This is a genomic window from Paracoccus albus, assembly GCF_027913035.1.
GTDB classification, from domain to species: Bacteria; Pseudomonadota; Alphaproteobacteria; order Rhodobacterales; family Rhodobacteraceae; genus Paracoccus; species Paracoccus albus.
In genome coordinates this window covers 3,017,190-3,033,297 of the sequence record NZ_CP115775.1, presented here as the reverse complement: position 1 = coordinate 3,033,297, position 16,108 = coordinate 3,017,190, and the positions used below count along the sequence as shown (strand labels likewise).

At 59.6% G+C, this 16,108-nt stretch carries 19 protein-coding genes and 1 pseudogene; 7 read left to right on the top strand and 13 right to left on the bottom strand.

Annotation, left to right across the window (positions count from 1 at the left end; translation table 11 throughout):
• The first annotated feature begins 7 nt into the window (after positions 1–7).
• Entirely contained in the window at positions 8–574 is a 567-nt protein-coding gene (efp, locus tag PAF20_RS15230) for an elongation factor P (RefSeq protein ID WP_271071440.1), read from the top strand.
• Positions 575–640: 66 nt separating this feature from the next.
• Here efp and PAF20_RS15225 read toward each other — a convergent pair whose 3' ends face one another.
• The 6 genes from PAF20_RS15225 to PAF20_RS15200 form a co-directional block, all read right to left on the bottom strand.
• Positions 641–1,762, bottom strand: coding sequence for a hypothetical protein (locus tag PAF20_RS15225; protein WP_271071439.1), 1,122 nt, complete (start codon positions 1,760–1,762; stop codon positions 641–643).
• Positions 1,763–2,044: 282 nt separating this feature from the next.
• Positions 2,045–2,236, bottom strand: a complete 192-nt coding sequence (locus PAF20_RS15220; RefSeq protein WP_271071438.1) for a DUF2783 domain-containing protein — start codon at positions 2,234–2,236, stop codon at positions 2,045–2,047.
• A complete protein-coding gene (locus PAF20_RS15215; RefSeq protein WP_271071437.1) occupies positions 2,233–3,828 on the bottom strand; it encodes an FAD-dependent oxidoreductase in 1,596 nt (531 codons plus the stop codon). The genes PAF20_RS15220 and PAF20_RS15215 overlap by 4 nt, the downstream gene beginning before the upstream one ends.
• Positions 3,829–3,852: 24 nt before the next feature.
• Entirely contained in the window at positions 3,853–4,803 is a 951-nt protein-coding gene (locus PAF20_RS15210; RefSeq protein ID WP_271071436.1) for an MBL fold metallo-hydrolase, read from the bottom strand.
• A 3-nt stretch (positions 4,804–4,806) separates the two neighbouring features.
• Positions 4,807–6,015 carry a fumarylacetoacetase gene (fahA, locus tag PAF20_RS15205; RefSeq protein WP_271071435.1) on the bottom strand — a complete coding sequence of 403 codons (1,209 nt, stop codon included), beginning with the start codon at positions 6,013–6,015 and terminating at the stop codon, positions 4,807–4,809.
• A 67-nt stretch (positions 6,016–6,082) separates the two neighbouring features.
• The gene (locus PAF20_RS15200; RefSeq protein WP_271071434.1) at positions 6,083–6,508 is read right to left on the bottom strand and encodes a MarR family winged helix-turn-helix transcriptional regulator; all 426 of its coding nucleotides are present in this window, start codon (positions 6,506–6,508) and stop codon (positions 6,083–6,085) included.
• A gap of 93 nt (positions 6,509–6,601) precedes the next feature.
• Between PAF20_RS15200 and cobA the strand changes: the two genes are divergently transcribed.
• Positions 6,602–7,366, top strand: coding sequence for a uroporphyrinogen-III C-methyltransferase (gene cobA, locus PAF20_RS15195; protein WP_271071433.1), 765 nt, complete (start codon positions 6,602–6,604; stop codon positions 7,364–7,366).
• A gap of 8 nt (positions 7,367–7,374) precedes the next feature.
• Here cobA and PAF20_RS15190 read toward each other — a convergent pair whose 3' ends face one another.
• The 5 genes and pseudogenes from PAF20_RS15190 to PAF20_RS15170 form a co-directional block, all read right to left on the bottom strand.
• A complete protein-coding gene (locus PAF20_RS15190; protein WP_271071432.1) occupies positions 7,375–8,337 on the bottom strand; it encodes an NAD(P)H-dependent flavin oxidoreductase in 963 nt (320 codons plus the stop codon).
• A 75-nt stretch (positions 8,338–8,412) separates the two neighbouring features.
• Positions 8,413–8,829: a DUF934 domain-containing protein gene (locus PAF20_RS15185; protein ID WP_271073346.1), complete on the bottom strand. Its 417-nt coding sequence runs from the start codon at positions 8,827–8,829 to the stop codon at positions 8,413–8,415.
• Positions 8,821–9,549 (bottom strand): annotated as a pseudogene (locus PAF20_RS15180) (phosphoadenylyl-sulfate reductase); the annotation flags it as partial. The gene PAF20_RS15185 and the pseudogene PAF20_RS15180, both read right to left, overlap by 9 nt.
• Positions 9,549–11,210 (bottom strand): nitrite/sulfite reductase, encoded by a 1,662-nt coding sequence (locus PAF20_RS15175; protein WP_271071431.1) that lies wholly within the window; start codon positions 11,208–11,210, stop codon positions 9,549–9,551. The pseudogene PAF20_RS15180 and the gene PAF20_RS15175, both read right to left, overlap by 1 nt.
• A complete protein-coding gene (locus PAF20_RS15170; RefSeq protein ID WP_271071430.1) occupies positions 11,210–11,512 on the bottom strand; it encodes a DUF2849 domain-containing protein in 303 nt (100 codons plus the stop codon). Before PAF20_RS15170 ends, PAF20_RS15175 begins: the two co-directional genes overlap by 1 nt.
• Before the next feature lie 118 nt (positions 11,513–11,630).
• On the opposite strand from PAF20_RS15170, the gene PAF20_RS15165 reads away from it, so the two are divergent.
• From PAF20_RS15165 to PAF20_RS15150, 4 genes are all read left to right on the top strand, one after another.
• Entirely contained in the window at positions 11,631–12,110 is a 480-nt protein-coding gene (locus PAF20_RS15165) for an Lrp/AsnC family transcriptional regulator (protein ID WP_271071429.1), read from the top strand.
• Between the two features lie 80 nt (positions 12,111–12,190).
• Positions 12,191–12,586, top strand: a complete 396-nt coding sequence (locus tag PAF20_RS15160) for a GFA family protein (protein WP_271071428.1) — start codon at positions 12,191–12,193, stop codon at positions 12,584–12,586.
• A 37-nt stretch (positions 12,587–12,623) separates the two neighbouring features.
• Positions 12,624–13,766, top strand: a complete 1,143-nt coding sequence (locus tag PAF20_RS15155) for a saccharopine dehydrogenase C-terminal domain-containing protein (RefSeq protein WP_271071427.1) — start codon at positions 12,624–12,626, stop codon at positions 13,764–13,766.
• 47 nt (positions 13,767–13,813) lie between these two features.
• Positions 13,814–14,152, top strand: a complete 339-nt coding sequence (locus tag PAF20_RS15150) for a TfoX/Sxy family protein (RefSeq protein ID WP_271071426.1) — start codon at positions 13,814–13,816, stop codon at positions 14,150–14,152.
• On the opposite strand, the gene PAF20_RS15145 is transcribed toward PAF20_RS15150, so the two are convergent.
• Entirely contained in the window at positions 14,149–14,742 is a 594-nt protein-coding gene (locus PAF20_RS15145; RefSeq protein ID WP_271071425.1) for a Smr/MutS family protein, read from the bottom strand. The genes PAF20_RS15150 and PAF20_RS15145 overlap by 4 nt on opposite strands.
• The gene (locus tag PAF20_RS15140; protein ID WP_271071424.1) at positions 14,742–15,398 is read right to left on the bottom strand and encodes a Tim44/TimA family putative adaptor protein; all 657 of its coding nucleotides are present in this window, start codon (positions 15,396–15,398) and stop codon (positions 14,742–14,744) included. Before PAF20_RS15140 ends, PAF20_RS15145 begins: the two co-directional genes overlap by 1 nt.
• Positions 15,399–15,500: 102 nt before the next feature.
• On the opposite strand from PAF20_RS15140, the gene PAF20_RS15135 reads away from it, so the two are divergent.
• Positions 15,501–16,046: an FxsA family protein gene (locus PAF20_RS15135; protein ID WP_271071423.1), complete on the top strand. Its 546-nt coding sequence runs from the start codon at positions 15,501–15,503 to the stop codon at positions 16,044–16,046.
• Positions 16,047–16,108 lie beyond the last annotated feature (62 nt).

Below are 16,108 nucleotides of genomic sequence, written 5' to 3'. Positions count from 1 at the left end.
ACCGCAGATGAAAGTCATCGCATCCAGCCTTCGCAAAGGCAATGTGGTCGAGCTCGACGAGAAACTTTACGTCGTTCTCAAGGCCGAAAACTTCCACCCTGGCAAGGGCACACCCACCACCAGCGTCGATATGCGCCGCATTTCGGACGGGGTGAAGGTCAGCGAACGCTGGAAGACGACCGATCAGGTCGAAAAGGCCCATGTCGACGAACGCAGCTATGACTTCCTGTATAACGACGCCGAAGGCTACCATTTCATGGAGCCGGAATCCTACGAACAGGTCACTGCGTCCGAAGATGTCGTCGGCGATCAGTCGGTCTATCTGCAGGAAGGGATGCGGGTTTTCCTGCAGGTATTCAACGGCGCGCCCATCGCATTGGAACTGCCGCAGAAAATGACCGTCGAAGTGACAGAGACCGAGCCGGTCGTGAAAGGCCAAACCGCCTCATCTTCCTACAAGCCCGCCACGGTCGATAACGGCCTGCGCGTCATGGTCCCGCCCCATATCGGCGCCGGCACCCGCATCGTCATCAACACAGCCGACAATTCCTATGTCGAGCGTGCGAAGGACTGATCCCGCATCAGCCTGACAAATCAGGGGGGCGTCCGACGGGGCGCCGCTTCCTGTTTGCGGGCGTCGTTACCCGGCTGTGAACGCGTCAAAGGAGTGTTCCAGAACGCATTCCCTGCTGAACACCGGTTCATCTCTTTCTCCCTCTCTGGTGACGCGCAAACCGCGCGTCAAAAGCGGCGGAAACATCGCGTCCGATTGCAGCGCCACGTCATCCGTGTCCGGCGTCCCCTGACTGTAATAGGCGGTATAAGTGTATTCCCCGTTAACAAAGCTGATCTCTCCGGCGCGGGGCGTGGCGTCCTCTGACGGCAGGCTGACTTCATCCTCCGTCCGGTCCAGCACCAATTCCGCCTCGCCGCCGACCGGCCCGAAGGCATAGCGCAACCCGCCGACCACACGCTCTATCGTCACTGCCTTCTCGCTATCCTCCAGCCGGCAATAGAACAGCGTCCCGCCCGGAACCCTGTCCACTTGCGCCGGATCCTCTTCCAGCCAGACATTACGCTCTTCCCGCGTTACCGGCTCTGGCTCGCAGTAATGGCGCAGCATGTCGCGATGCGCCGGATCGTTGCTTTCCAGATCAATCTTGCGCTCAGCCTTTCCATTCCGGGTCAGAACAGTGATCTCGCAGGCAAAGCCACTATCAGGTTGTGTCGGTGAAATCGCATAAGGGTTAATCTCATAGCGCGGCCGGAACGACTGACCGTCCAGACTGTAAAGGCTGATCACCGTCGCCGGCCCGCTACGCCCCGCAACAAGGATAAATCCATCACGATCCCGCGCCATCGTATGCCCGTAAAGCGGCGGCGGCTGTCTGAAAACCTCGGCATCCGGGTCATAGAAAAACACATCGAACGTCCCGTTCACCATCCCGACCAGAGTGAAAGAGACAATATCCAGCCACCCATCCTGATCGACATCTATCAGCTCAGGCAGACGAGAGGCTTGCATCACCTGAAGAACCCCGGACTGACGCAGCTTGGCTGGTTCGAAATCCTCCTCCACCGCACGCCACATCACCGTCTGAAGCCGGTTGTTCTGAACCCAACTGAAGGTGCAATCCGGCCCGCTGGTAAATGTCGGCCCTTCCTCAAGCCGGGTGACGCTGCAATCAGACGCGGCAAGGGCGGGGGTGGCAGCGAATGCGATGAAGAACATGGTCAGCGCCGCGCTTAGCCTGCTGGTCATGCGCGATAGTCCCGAACCGCGCGCGAGCAATAGCAAAAATTTAAGATCGGCCAGATTGAAAAACATCGTAGCACCATTCATGAAACCAGTCCGACCTTGTCACCCTTCGACCATCGGGTGATCTTTCTGATTACCCGCCCGCGAAACATCAGATTTCGCTTTTCGGAAAACCGTTCATCTCCGCCCGTGGCTGTATATACGGGATATATACGGATTCATTACGCGATAGATACGGAATAAATACGCTCATTTTAGCGATATTCGAGGGCGGCTTCGGCAGCCCTAGCCTTGCCCCTTCGCCGCCTCCAGAGCTGCCTCAAGAACCTCCATATCGCCGATATGGTTCATCAAAATCAGGATCAACCGCGCGTTCAACGCATCCGATTCCGCCTTGCTCAACCCCTCATGCGCCGCCAGCAACTTGGCATAAGCATCATCTGGGACCGTAAGGTTCGGTTGCAAATTCAGGCTCATGACATGTTCCCCGTTGCCCGGCGTATAGCAGCACCGATTTCCTTGGCATCAAAGCTGGCCCAGCGCCCCGCGACATGCTGGTCCGGACGGATCAGGTAGACACCTGTTCCATAGCGTTCAGCCAATTCCGCGCTTGCCGGAAACTCCAGCAAATCGGCGCTTATTGCTGTTTCACTGACCGCTTCGGCGCTGGTTCCGATGGCCAATATGGTGAACCGACCACCCAGCCTGTCCAGCAGAAATCCGTCCTCCACCGGGGCATCCGGACACGGGCTGCCGGGGCGACTGCGCGCCGGTCCATCTGGCATCCCGTCGGGTGAGTTAAGCGCCGATCCGTCATAAGTAGAGGGCACGGACAGGCGGCCGGAATTGACAAAGGGCCGGGCGAAATCATGGTCCCGAGACAGACCCAGCGCGGCATCACGGAAGATCCGGCTGATTTCTGATTTCGGCGTAATGAAATCGGTCGAGCGGGTAGAGTTCAGGATATTCTCCTCCGCCGCATAAACCCTCTCAGCATCATAGCTATCCAGCAACCCCTCCGGTGCCCGCCCATCCAGTACCAATTTCAGCTTCCAACACAGATTATCCGCATCCTGTATCCCGCTGTTCGCACCCCTTGCGCCAAATGGGCTGACCTGATGCGCCGAGTCGCCAGCAAACAGCACACGCTTATGCCGAAACGCCTGCATTCGTCGGCACTGGAAGGTATATACGCTAACCCACTCTAGCTCGAATTTTACATCTTCACCCAGCATTTCACGGATGCGCGGAATGACATTTTCCGGCTTTTTCTCTTCTGCTTTATCGACATTCCAACCCAGTTGCAGGTCGATCCGCCACACCCCGTCCGGCTGCTTGTGCAGCAGCGCCGACTGACCGGGATTGAACGGCGGATCGAACCAGAACCAGCGTTCAGTCGGAAACTCTGCCTCCATCGTCACATCGGCAATCAGAAAGTTGTCCTCGAACACGCGCCCCACGAAATCCAGCCCCAACATTTTCCGCGTCGGAGAGCCCGCGCCGTCGCAGGCTATTAGCCATTCCGCCTCCAGATCATAGCTGCCTTCGGGCGTGTCGATCTCCACCGTGACATGATCGTCATGCTGCCCAATTGCCGAAACACGCGACTTGCCGCGCAGCTGGATCGGTGCGCCTTCTTGCTGCAATTCCCGCAGCCGGTCCAACAGCATCTGTTCGACATAATATTGCTGAAGATTGATAAAGGCCGGACGTCGGTGGCCATCTTCGGGCAGCAGGTTGAATTCATAAACCTTGCTGTCGCCCATAAAGACTTTGCCAAGGTTCCAGACAACGCCCTTGTCCACCATGTGCTGCCCGCAGCCGAGACGATCGAAGATTTCCAGCGGGCGTTTGGCAAAGCAAATCGCGCGACTTCCGCTCGACACGCAGTCATTGTCATCCAGCACGACAACGGGCACGCCGCTCTGCCCAAGGTCAATCGCGGTGGTCAGCCCAACCGGCCCGGCACCAACCACCACAACAGGATGGCGAACGGGCGCAGCGGCATCCTGATCGGAATGCCAACGATAAGGATAGAGCGGCTGATCAAAGATTTTTGCGTCTGCCACGGGCCTCCCCTCCCTTGGTGTGTGTCAGCCCTGCAGAAGCTCCCACATCTCTTTGTCGCGCTGCGCTGTCCAGATGCGCGGCGTGTCGATATCGCGGGCCTCGTCATAGGCGCGGGCGACGTTGAACGGCAGGCAATGTTCGTAGATGGCGTAGTCACCGAATTTCGGGTCACACTCTGCCCGGACGGCGTCCCATGCCTCTTTCAGTGAACCACCACGAAGCGCCACCCGCGCCGCAGGCAAATAGGTCGAGCGGACAAAGTCGGCCGTATTGTCGAGCGCTTTGTTCACCATCTCAGGCCCGATCAGCGCGTCGCCACGACCCGGTGCGATGGCATCCAGACCGAAAGCGCGGATATTCTCCAGCGTGTCGGGCCAGTCGTGGAAATGACCATCACCGCAATAGCACGCGCTGTGATACTCGACGATATCGCCGGTGAACATAACATTGGCGTCGGGCACATAGGCAACAATGTCGCCCGCCGTATGGGCGCGGCCCAGATGCATCAGATCGACGCGACGGTTGCCCAGGTAGACAGTCATGCGGTCGTTGAAGGTAGTGGTCGGCCAGGTCAGGCCTGGGATTTCCTCATGCCCCTGGAACAGTCGGGGAAAACGTTCGAATTCGCTGTCCCAATCTTCTTGCCCACGCTCGACAACCATCGCGCGCGCCTTTTCACCCATGATCACCGTCGGCGCCTGATAGGCCGAAGCCCCCAGCACGCGGACGGCATGGTAATGGGTCATGACAAGATGGCTGATGGGCTTGTCGGTGACTTCGCGGACCTTTTCAATCACTTTGCGGGCAAGGCGCGGGGTGGCCTGCGCCTCGACGATCATGACGCTTTCGTCACCGATGATGACGCCGGTATTCGGGTCGCCCTCTGCCGTGAATGCCCAGAGGCCTTCGCCGATTTCGGTGAAACTGACCGTCTTATCTGCCATGTCACCGGCAGAAGCGAATTTCTTGCTCATCGTCTACTCCTTCGCGGGCAGGATTGTGCCAGTGCAGTCGCCAAAGCCGATGCGATAGCCGTCGCCCTGCGCATGGCCGTTCAGCGTGATGGTATCGCCATCCTCGATAAAGGTCCGCTCGGCCTCGCCGATCTTCACCGGCTTTTTGCCGCCTTCGGTCATTTCCAGCAGCGCGCCGGTCGAATCCGGCGTCGGGCCAGAGATCGTGCCGGTGCCAAGCAGATCGCCCACCCGCATCGGGCAGCCCGATTCCGTGTGATGCGCCAGTTGCTGGGCGGATGAATAATACATCACATTGTAATTGGTCCGGCTGAGCACCTCGCCATTCAGCGACCACGACAGGTTGATGTCATAAAGACCCGGCTGTTTTTCCTGCAGATAGGGCAGCAGTTCATTCACACGCTCCGCGCCCTTACTGCGGAAAGGCTCCAACGCGGACTGCGTGACAACCCACGGGCTGATCGTCGTGGCAAAGGCCTTGGCCTGAAACGGCCCAAGTGGCTGGTACTCCCAGGCCTGAATGTCGCGTGCCGACCAGTCGTTCAGCAGAACATAGCCGAAGATCATCTGCTCTGCCTGTTCGACACTGACGCGATCACCCATTTCCGAGGGGGCGCCGACGATTGCGCCGATCTCCAGCTCCAGATCGAGGCGTTTGCAGGGGGACCAGACCGGCCCGTCCTCTCCCTTCAGCTGGCCCATAGGGCGGATCACGTCGGTGCCGGACACCACGACAGATGAAGCGCGGCCGTTATACCCGATCGGCATATGCGTCCATTGCGCGGGCAGCGCGTTTTCCGGCCCGCGGAACAGCACGCCGACATTGAAGGCGTGATTCTTCGACGCGTAGAAATCGGTATATTCGGTCACATGGATCGGCAGATGCATGGTGACATCGGACATTGCGACCGTTGGCGTGTCGCGATTGCCGTTTTCTGCCAGAAGCGCCGTCAGAGCAGTGCGGACTTCGGCCCATTTGTCGCGGCCAAGGGCCATGAAATCGTTCAGCTGGGGTTGGGCAAACGTGCCGCCGGCATCAATCAGGCCATTGGTTTCGCAGGCCGCCAGGTCGACGACGCGATCCCCGATTGCCACCCCGCAGCGTGGCGCGTCACCCGCGACTGAAAAGACGCCGTAGGGAAGGTTCTGGATCGGAAAGTCGCAATCCGGTTCGTTCGCCGTTTCTATCCAGCTTCTGGTCGCCGATTCCATTGTTCCTCCTCACACGTTTGTTGCAAACGCAACTAACATAGTGCCGAATTCGGTTCAAGCTTCGTGGTCAGCCCTCTGCCAAATTGCGCAAAAGCATCGCCAGCTCCTCGGCCTTTTCCGGGCCCAGTTTCGCTTTCAGAGCGTGCTGAAAGCGTCTGGCATGATCGGCCAGATCCTCATAGATGCGCCGTCCTTCATCCGTCAGGGACAGCATTTCCGCACGCCGGTCGGTGGCAGAGGGAGAGCGGGCCACTCTGCCCGCATCCTCCAGGACGGCGACGGCACGCGAAACCTTGGACTTCTCAAGATGGGCACGCAGGCATATGTCAGAGGCGGTCAGTGACTGCCCGCGCCCAAGATGTGCCATGATCCGCCATTGCGCGCGGGACATGCCATAGGCATCGCGATAATGCGCAGAAAATGCCCGCCCGGTGACTTCTGCCGCATTGTTAAGCAGGTAAGGCAGAAAATCGTCGAGCTGAAAGTCCGTCATTTCGATTCCAAAGGGCCGGAAGTGGTATGATAGCAACTGTCGCACAGGCTGCGGCCCCTTGCCAATGCACAGGAAACGGTTAACGGACGTTTAATGAACGGCTTTGTCTCATTCGTGTCATCCGGCCCCGGCGATCCGGATTTGCTGACCCGCCGCGCGGCTGATCGGCTGGCGGCGGCTGATGTGGTTTTATACGACGACCTGTCATCGGGGCCTATCCTTGCCCTTGCCGAAAAGGCAGAGCTGATACCGGTCGGAAAGCGGGCCGGTCGACCAAGCGCCAAGCAGGAAGCCGTCAACGCGCTGATCCTTGAGCACGCGCGCGCAGGAAAGCATGTTGTGCGACTGAAATCCGGCGATGCCGGCATGTTCGGGCGACTGGAAGAGGAACTGGCCGCGGTTCGCGGTGCCGGGCTGCTGTTCGAGATCGTGCCGGGCGTTTCATCGGTCAACGCTGCCGCGGCAGTTGCCGGGCTGCCGCTGACGCGCAGATTAACGGCGCGGCGCGTCCAATATGTGACCGGGGCAGATGTGACCGGAAAGCTGCCAGAGGATATGAACTGGGCAGCCTTGGCCGATCCCAAGGCCGTGACCGTGGTATTCATGGGCCAGCGAAGTTTTCCCGACCTTGCAGCCGGGCTGATCGCATATGGCCTGCCGCCGGACACCCCTGCCCTGATAGCCGAGGCCGTGACCCAGGATGGACAGCGGATGCGGCGTGGCAGCATTGCAGAACTGGCCGAGACACTTCGCCGCGACGGACCTAGCGCCGCGCCCGCGCTGATCTTCTATGGCCCGCTGGCGGGTATCAATGATGCCGCCGTGGAGTTGCTACCATCTGCGGCAAAGGTGCGCTGAAGCGCTCCCTACAGGGCCGCGCGGGCCTCTGTATATTCACGCGCAAGGCGGTCGATATAGACCCCCGCCGGAAGAACCTCTTCAATTGCACCGATCCCCTGACCGGCACCCCAGATCGAACTCCACGCTTTCGGCTTTGAGGCGCCTTGGCCGAAATTCATCGTGGATGCGTCGGCATGTTCAAGCGCATCCGGATCAAGTCCCGCATTGCGAACCGATGGCTTCAGGTAATTTCCATGCACGCCGGTGAACAGCGAGGAATAGACGATATCCTCTGCCCCCGAATCGACGATCATCCGTTTGTAGTCCGGAACGGCGTTCGCTTCTTCCGTGGCGATGAAGGGGCTGCCGATATAGGCCAGATCAGCACCAGCGGCCTGCGCAGCCAGCACAGAGCGACCTGTGGCGATAGAACCGGACAGCGCGACCGGGCCATCGAACCACTGCCGTATTTCCTGCAGCAAGGCGAAGGGCGATTGCATACCGGCATGACCGCCCGCGCCCGCCGCGACCGCGATCAGACCATCTGCGCCCTTATCAATCGCCTTGCGGGCGAAGGTGTTGTTGATGATGTCATGAAACACGACGCCGCCGACGGAATGGGCAGCCTCGTTCACCTCTGGCCGCGCACCAAGAGAGGTGATCCACAGCGGAACCTTATGCTTCACGCAGATTTCTATGTCCCGCTCCAGCCGAGCGTTGGAGCGGTGGACGATCTGATTCACCGCAAAAGGCGCCGCGGGGCTATCGGGATTGGCCTGATTGTGGCGGTCCAGCTCTTCGGTGATACGGGTCAGCCAGGCCTCTAGCTGAATCGGCTCGCCTTGCTTTTCACGTGCGTTCAGCGCCGGAAAGCTGCCAACGATCCCGGCCTTGCATTGGGCGATGACCAGTTCCGGGCCCGAGACGATGAACATCGGCGAACCGATCACCGGAAGGCGAAGGTTGGAAAGAACGGGCGGCAGGGACATGAGCTACTCCTCCTCAGAGTTTGGCGTATTTTCCCTGTCACCCGTCCGGGGGCAAGTGTGACGTGGCGACGTCGCTCAGGCGCGACGACCGAGCCTTGTCAGATAAGACGGTGCGACCTCTGAGGAGCGCTGCCAAAGTTCCCACGGTTGGCGCTTTGCCAGATCAAAGTCGATCTCGACCTCATCAAAGCCAGAGCGGCGGGCCATCGGGTATTGGTCGGCAATCACATGGCCCTGCGCCCGCAGACGGCCCTTGTAACCCGCCATGCGCAACCTGCGCGCGATGGTGAAGCCACGACCGTCCGAGAAGCTGGGGAATGCAATGCGAATCATATCGGCGTCGCGATAGTTCAGGTCGGGATCATCCAGGTCCGCATCAGGTGCCAGCTCCAACGCCTCACCGCTGAAATCATCCGGCCCGAAGCCGCTGTCACGCACAATAACCGGCTGGCCTTCCTGCGGCACGAATTCAGCCGGGACGACTCGCTGCATTTTTCCGTTCACGAAATGAATCCCACATTCTGTCTTTTCCTGCCCACGCCAGCGACCGGCACGCGGGTCCTCGCCCTCTGCGACGGGGCTGGTGCAAGGCATACAGCCGATCGAGGGGTAACCCTGCGCGATCAACGGGTGACGCGGCAGATCGTTGTTGATGATATAGTCGATCACATCCTGCGCTGTCCAATGGGCCAGCGGATTAACCTTGATGCGGTCGCCTGCCGGATCCGCCTCGAAGAACTGCAGATCGGCGCGGCTGGCACCTTGAAAACGCTTACGCCCGGTGATCCAGCTGTCAAAGCCCGACAGCGCCTTGTTCAGCGGAACCGTTTTGCGCAGATCGCAGCAGGCATCGGGGTTGGTCTTGTGCAGGTCGCCATCCGGGTCGGTGGCCGACAGTGAAACCGGCGTGGCTCGGATGATGCGCACATCGGTCAGGCCCAGCTTCGCCGCAACCTCTGTCTGATAGGCCAGCGTTTCCGGAAACAGCATTTGCGTGTCGATGAACAGAACCGGCGTGTCGCGGTCGATCAGCGAAATCATGTGCAGAAGCGCAACAGAATCAGCCCCGAAGGACGACACCATCGCCACCCGGCCCAGTTCCGGATCACTCAGCGCATCGCGCAGCACCCGGATCGCCGCATGGTGGCGATACCGTTCATTGAGCGAGGCGATCCGCGCCGCCCGCGTTGGAATGGTAACGACCTGAGCCATTATGCGGCCTCTTTCTGAGGGTACAGCGCAGCCTTGAACGGGTCCGGTCCAAGCCGGCGATAGGCCTGAAGGAAGGTTTCACCCGCATCCTCGCGCATGTCGAGATAGCCGAGAACCAGCCGTTCGATCGCCGGGATGATTTCATCCTTCGAGAAGCCGGGACCGGCGCGTTCGCCAACCGACATGGTTTCGGTACCGTCGCCACCAAGCGTCACCTGATAGTTTTCGACGCCGGCGCGATCCAGACCGAGAATCCCGATATGACCGACATGGTGATGCCCGCAGGCGTTGATGCAGCCGGAAATCTTGATCTTCAGCTCACCAATCTCATGCTCCAGCTTCAGCTCGTCGAAACGGGTCGCGATCTGTTGTGCAATCGGGATTGATCGAGCCGTTGCAAGCGCACAGTAATCCAGACCGGGGCAAGCGATGATATCGCTGATGAGGCCAAGATTGGCGGTCCCAAGCTCTTCATCACGCAGTGCGGCGTAAAGTGCTGCCAAATCGGCCTTGTGCACATGCGGCAGCACGACGTTCTGTTCATGGCTGATGCGCATATCGCCGTGGCCGTATTTCTCGGCCAGATCGGCCAGCAGGCGCATCTGTGCAGAGGTCGCATCCCCCGGCGTCGCCCCGTGCTTTTTCAGCGAAACGGTGACAATCGCGTAGTCCGGGTTCTTGTGTGGATGAAGGTTCGTATCGCTCCAGGAACGGAAAACCGGATCGGCCTCTCGCGCGGAATCATACTCAGCGGTGCTGCGTCCTTCGACCAGTTCCGGCGCGGTGAATTGCGCGCGGATCTGGGCCAGGATTTCCTGATCCGAGCCGTCGAATTGCGGGCGGATTTCCGCAAAGCGTTCTTCCACCAGTTCGCGGATCTGGTCGATACCCAGTTCCTGCACAGCGATTTTCAGCCGCGCCTTGTATTTGTTGTCGCGCCGCCCGACAGTGTTATAGGCCGAGAGGATCGATTCCAGATAGGGCAACAGGTCAACGACCGGCACGAATTCATTAATGACCTTGCCGACCAGAGGTGTCCGGCCAAGGCCGCCGCCGACGGAAACCTCAAACCCGGTTTCGCCATCCTTGCGGACCATGCGCAGGCCGATATCGTGCGATTTCACCACGGCGCGGTCATTCGGGCTGCCCGATACGGCAATCTTGAACTTGCGCGGCAGGAACTGAAACTCCGGGTGGTCAGTGGACCATTGCCGGATCAGCTCGGCATAGGGGCGGGGGTCTTCGATCTCATCCGCCGCAGCGCCAGAAAAATGGTCGGCGGTCACGTTGCGGATCGTGTTGCCCGATGTCTGGATGGCGTGCATCCCGACATCGGCAAGCGCATCGAGCATATCAGGGATATCGACCAGCTTGGGCCAGTTGAACTGGATGTTCTGGCGGGTCGTAAAATGGCCATATCCCTTGTCCCAGCGATCCGCGATCATTGCCAGTTGCCGCATCTGATCGGGGCTGATCGTGCCGTAAGGAATGGCAATCCGCAGCATATAAGCGTGAAGCTGAAGATAGACGCCATTCATCAGGCGCAACGGACGAAACTCATCTTCGGTCAACGCACCAGAGATGCGGCGGTTAACCTGGTCGCGGAACCGCGCAGCGCGGTCGACAACGAAAGCTCGGTCGAATTCGGAATGATGATACATCAGACTTCCTCTGCCTGCTTGCCGTGGAAATAGTTGGACGGGCCGTTTGCCCGAAACGCCTCGCGCGGGTGGCCGGGTTCGGGGCCTGAGGGCCCTGCTTTTGCCGGTGCAAGGAAAACGCCGACGGCACGGTCCGACAGCGCAAGCGCATGGGCCATGCGGTGGCGTGCCTGTTCTTCATCGGTAATCAGCTCTGCCTGACGCAGATTAGACACCCATTCGTCCTGCCCGGTCAGGTAAATGACACGGCCATCGAAAAGGTCGTTTGCTGAAATGACGACAGGCTCAAATGCACGGGCCATTGCGAATCTCCGGTTCTGTTCGGTTTAATATGGGATATTTTTCCACAATTTTGCTAGTATCCGGACAAAATAAGGAATAGTGTTCTGCAAACGCAGCCAGACAGGACAAAACACCGCTATGGACGATGTCAGCGAAAAGAAACTCCGCCTTGATACGCTGGACCGGAAAATCCTGACCGAATTGCAGCAGGACGCAAGCCAGTCGCTTGACGATATTGCACGCAAGATCGGTTCGTCCAAGACGCCAGTATGGAACCGTATCCGCAAGCTGAAGGACGCAGGCGTCATTACGCGCCAGACGGTTATACTCGACCCGGATGCTGTGGGTTTGGGCACCTGTTTCTTCGTCCTGATCCGGACGAGCGAGCACGAAGCAGGCTGGCAGCAGAAGTTTCTGAATGCCCTGCAATCGCGACCCGAAGTGCTGGAGGCGCACCGTCTTGCGGGTGAAATCGACTATATCGTCAAGCTGCGTGTTTCGGACGCACGCGCCTATGATGCCTTCTATCAGGCGCTGATTGCAGAGGTGAAGATCTTCAACGTCACCGCACTTCTGTCGATGGAAGAGCTGAAGTCGACCACCTTCCTGCCGGTCTGAAAACAGCGCCGACCGCTTGCTGGACAGGTGCTGTCCGAAGGCGTTTACATAGGCGCAACGTTCCAACAGGAGATCTTATCATGGCGGCAAGCAATGCAGAGATGACCGGAGGCTGTCTGTGTGGCGCAGTGCGCTTCAGCGCAAGGGCGGGTGATGAGGCGCCAATGGCCTGCCACTGCGAGCAATGCCGGCGTTGGTCGGGACACTATTGGGTTGGCATGGACGCCCACGACCTGACCATTCAGGACGAAACGCATCTGCGGTGGTATCGGTCGTCTGACTTTGCGCAGCGCGGGTTTTGCTCGCAATGCGGATCGTCGCTGTTCTGGCGGCGCGACCATCGCGATTATCTGGACGTCTCTGCCGGCTGCATTGATGCGCCGACAGGGCTGACATTGGGCGGTCACATTTATACGGCATTCAAGGGCGATTATTACGAGATCAAAGACGGCTTGCCGCAAACGAAAGACGACTAGGCTAGGGTCCGTATTTTTGTGACTTGAAGGAGTTCCGATGACCACAATCCACTGGGTGCAAGCAGGCACAGATGCCTTGTTTGGATTGAACCGACTTATCCGTGACGACGCAGCCGACATTCGTGTCTGGACGCGGGACGGCCAGACGCTGGACAAGGTCGCGCCAGAGATCCAGCGGGCATACGACCCAGAGGCTCTGTGGGCGGCCGTTAAGCCCGGTGATATCATCGTCGCACCCCGCCCGACGGAACTGGCCATTGCAAGGCTGGCCATGGAAAGGGGCGCACATCTCGCTGTCGGATGGCATGTCTCCAACAGGTTGCGCGAGGCAGTGGGCGTGGCCGCAGAAAAAGGTCTGTCGGTTCTGGCCGAAGTGGGGATGGTGCCGGGAATCGAACACCTGATGGCGCGTGACCTTGTGAATGATTACAAGCAGGATGCCCAGCCGGATGATGTGTTGCATTTCTCCTGCTATGGCGGGGGGATGCCGAAATACCCCGACAATTTCCGCCATAAATTCAACACCTCTCCGCTGTCATTGCTGAATGCGCTTGCGACACCGACAAGCTGGATCGGCGATGGTGAGAGGCAGAGTGCCGACTTCCCGTTCGAAGTCATCCGCAACCACGACCTGAACCTGCCGACGCCAGAGCGTCATCAGGTCTATCCACATTACGATGTTGCCCCCTATCTGGACGCCTATGGCTTCGACCCAAACTGGACAATCGCCAATGCAGAGCGCGGCGCGATCCGCCTGAAAGGCTGGGATGAAGGCTGGGCCGATGTTTTTGCCAGCATTCGGGAAACGGGCAAGGACGCGGATGCGCTTTCCTCTCTTTCCGATGAGCTGTGGGAAGAACATCCTTATGTTGAGGGCGAGGCTGATCGTGCGGTGCTATCCGTTTCACTGCGGGCCGAGGCGGGTGGCGAAACACGCTGGCACAAAGAGTGGGTCATGGATGCAACCGGGGGCCGCAACGGCTCGGCACGGTATCGGCTGAACTCTCTGATGATGGCGCTTGCGGCAGAGGCCCTTGCGACGGGCCGTATTCAGCCGGGTCTGCATATCGGCGTCACAGACCCCGACCTGATCGCTAACTGGCTGATCGACGTCACGCATGAGGCCAGCCATTCGCGCAGGATCAACCACTTGCGCGACGCCGAAGATGCGGCGGCATAGGTAAGACCGAACCCGAACCGAGCGAGACATCAGAAGGGGAATGCTTCATGGCATATGACAAGGCTTTGGCGGAGCGAGCTCGTAATGTTCTGGCGGCTTTGGGCGGTGCCGAAGAAATTTCCATGATGGGCGGGCTTTGCTTTCTGCGGGGTGGCAACATGGCCTGCGGCGTCAATGGTGATCGGCTGATGGTTCGCCTTGGCGCCGAAGGCGCAGCCGCCGCGATGAACGATCCCGATGTCGGCCCCCTGAACATCGGTGGGGGCCGCAGCCCGAAAGCCTTCGTCACAGTGTCACCAGCCGGGACGGCCGATGATGCGGCACTGGAAATGTGGATTTCGCGAGGCGTCAGCTTCGCCGACAGCCTGCCTGCAAAAAAACGCTAGCGGCGCAGATAAACGTAATACGCACCCGCTCCGCCATGCCGCAGATGCGCGGGCGCGACCTGCTGTACGACATGAGAAATGGGCGGGGCGTGCAGCCAATACGGAACCTGATGCCGCAATGCGCCCCGACGGACCGGCAGCGGCCCGTCATTGCCACTGCTTCCCTTGCCGGTAATGACCAGAACCAACCGGAACCCACGCGAATGGCAGGACAGAATGAACCGGGCCAGCTCTGGCCCGGCCTCCGCCAGGGTCATACCGTGAAGGTCCAGCTTCGCTTCCGGGCGCATCTTGCCGCGGCTCATCTGTCGATGTGTCCGGTGGTCCATACGGATCGGTTGGCTGGACAACGCATCCGCGGGGCTAGGCGCAAGGTCATTGCCGCGTCGCGTACCCGCCTTTGATCCGACACCAAAATCCGGCGCAAGCGCCACAGATGCGCGGGCGGAACGAACCGGAGATTTCAGCTTTGGCTCTGGCGACGCGTCCGGCATCACCGATCGCGATTTCGGCTCAAGCGGGGTGGCCGTTCTTGCCACGCGCGACCAAAGCTCCCGATCCTCGGGTGTCAGGCCGCGCCGACGGCTCATCAGGCGCCGGTTGCGACGAGACGCCAGTTCGGATCAGCCGCGCCCATTTCACGCTCAAACGTCCAGGTGTCGCGTTGCTTGCGTGGCGTCTTGGCATCGCCCTCGACCACATTTCCGTCTGCGTCGCGAATGGCAACGATCATCTCGCCGACGAAGCGAACGGAAAGTTCCGCGACGGCACTTGCCGGATTGAACTCTGCTGCCGCAAGCGCGGTTTCGCGCGTGCCAAGAAACTGCACATCGGCCGACTGACCAGAGGATTTGCGCCCTTCGATCGCAGAATCGAACGCCGTCGCGACTTCCGGCGCAAGAAATGCCCGGACATCCGACAGATCCCCTTTTTCGAACGCAACAAGGATCATCTCATAGGCCTGCTTCGCACCGCCGAGGAACTCCGACAATGAGAATGACGGTTCTGCCCGCTTCATCTCGACCAAAGCCGCATATGCCGGGCTGTCCGGATCAACATGATCGGTCAGGTCCGTGTCGGACGCGCGCGGATCGTCCTCGATCACATCCATGCTGCGTTGAGCCGGACGTTCGTCAACCTGTGTGGGCTCGAATCCGTCGCGTGTTCCCAGCACGTTGCGCAAGCGCAAAATCAGGAACACCGCAATCGCGGCAAGCACAATCAGCTGAATCAGCGAGTTCGACATATTCTACCCTTCGCGGGGCGCCTCAGTTTGTATTTTCGCCCTTGTCTCTTATGTAGGGGTGCAGCGGACGCAAGTCCAGTTGTCGGCACGCAGAGGAGTCACATGCCGCTATTCATTCTGTTTATTCTGGTCCCGATTGTCGAAATTGCCCTGTTTATTCAGGTCGGCGGCCTGATCGGGCTGTGGCCAACAATCGGTCTGGTGCTGCTGTCGGCCTTTGTCGGCATGGTTATGATCCGCAGTCAGGGCCGCCGCGCCCTTGCAGATCTGCAGCAATCCTTTCAGACATTCAGCGATCCGACGCGGCCACTGGCACATGGCGCGATGATCCTGTTTTCAGGCGCGTTGCTGCTGACACCCGGTTTTTTCACGGACACGATTGGCCTGCTGCTGTTGGTACCCGGCGTGCGCGTCTGGCTGATGCGCCGCGCGGGCCGGCATGTGAAGGTAACGCGGTCAGGCTTTGGCTTCGACAGCGCGCGTCAGCCGCGCCACGGCTGGCCCGGCCGTGCAGAGAATGACGTGATTGATGGTGAATATTCCGTTCAGGAAGATCCCTATGTCGCGCGTGATGACATCGCTCCTCCGCCTGCCCGCGGAAAGGACAGCAAGGCGCGCAAGCCCTCTGGCTGGACTCGCCCGGATTAATCATGGCTTGCAGGCGTTGAGGCATTTGGGCCCCGGTGATAGAAGCGCTTCAACAGTTTTGC